Here is a 777-nt window from a genome sequence, read left to right as displayed (position 1 = left end):
CCGCATCAGCTCGTAGCCGCCGATGCGCAGAATGGCGCGCTCCACCGGATCGACTTGGGTGATCGGCCGATCCAGGAACGGGGTCAGCGCGGCATCGATTTCCTCGGCATGAGCCGGGACTCGAAAAACCAGCTCCCGGAAATAATCGGGATCGGCTTTGCCCAAATCCTGATCGGCCAAAAACTGGGTCGCGATCCGGGTCGGCTCCTGGCCGGTCAATTGCCACTGATACAGCGCCTGCGCGGCGCAACGCCGCGCCCAAGCGCGCTTGCCGGGCAGGTTCTTGCGAGCGGGATTGCGCACGGGCTCAGGCTTCCAGCCGGCGCAGCAGGCTGACCATTTCCAGCACCGACATCGCCGCTTCCGCGCCCTTGTTGCCGGCCTTGGTGCCGGCCCGCTCCACCGCCTGATCGATGCTGTCCACGGTCAGCACGCCGAAGCCGATCGGAATGTTGTAGCGCAGCGAAACGCTGGCCAGCCCTTTGGTGCATTCGCCCGCGACATATTCCGCGGATCACCGCGCCGAGGGCGACGATGCCGTCGTAGCGTTCGCCGACGGCCAGCCGTTGCGCGGCCAGCGGCAATTCGAACGAGCCGGGCGTCCAGATCAGGTCGATGTTGGCTTCCAGGACGCCGTGTCGGCGCAAGGTATCGACCGCGCCGTTGATCAAACTCTGGACGATGAAGCTGTTGAACCGGGCCGCGACCAGGGCGAAACGGGCGTCTTGCGGCGGCGTGAAGTCGCCTTCGATGATGTTGATCTCATGCATGGGAAAT

At 64.9% G+C, this 777-nt stretch carries 1 protein-coding gene and 1 pseudogene; both read right to left on the bottom strand.

Annotation, left to right across the window (positions count from 1 at the left end; all coding sequences use genetic code 11):
* Positions 1-303 (bottom strand): transcription antitermination protein NusB (locus tag JNK74_28590; GenBank protein MBL7650145.1); only part of this gene is annotated, 303 nt, incomplete at its 3' end.
* Between the two features lie 4 nt (positions 304-307).
* A pseudogene (gene ribE, locus JNK74_28585) lies at positions 308-770 on the bottom strand (6,7-dimethyl-8-ribityllumazine synthase).
* Positions 771-777 lie beyond the last annotated feature (7 nt).

Source organism: Candidatus Hydrogenedentota bacterium (assembly GCA_016791475.1).
GTDB lineage: Bacteria > Hydrogenedentota > Hydrogenedentia > Hydrogenedentales > JAEUWI01 > JAEUWI01.
The sequence above is the reverse complement of the archived record's forward strand: the minus strand, read 5'-3'. Positions and strand labels throughout refer to the sequence as shown.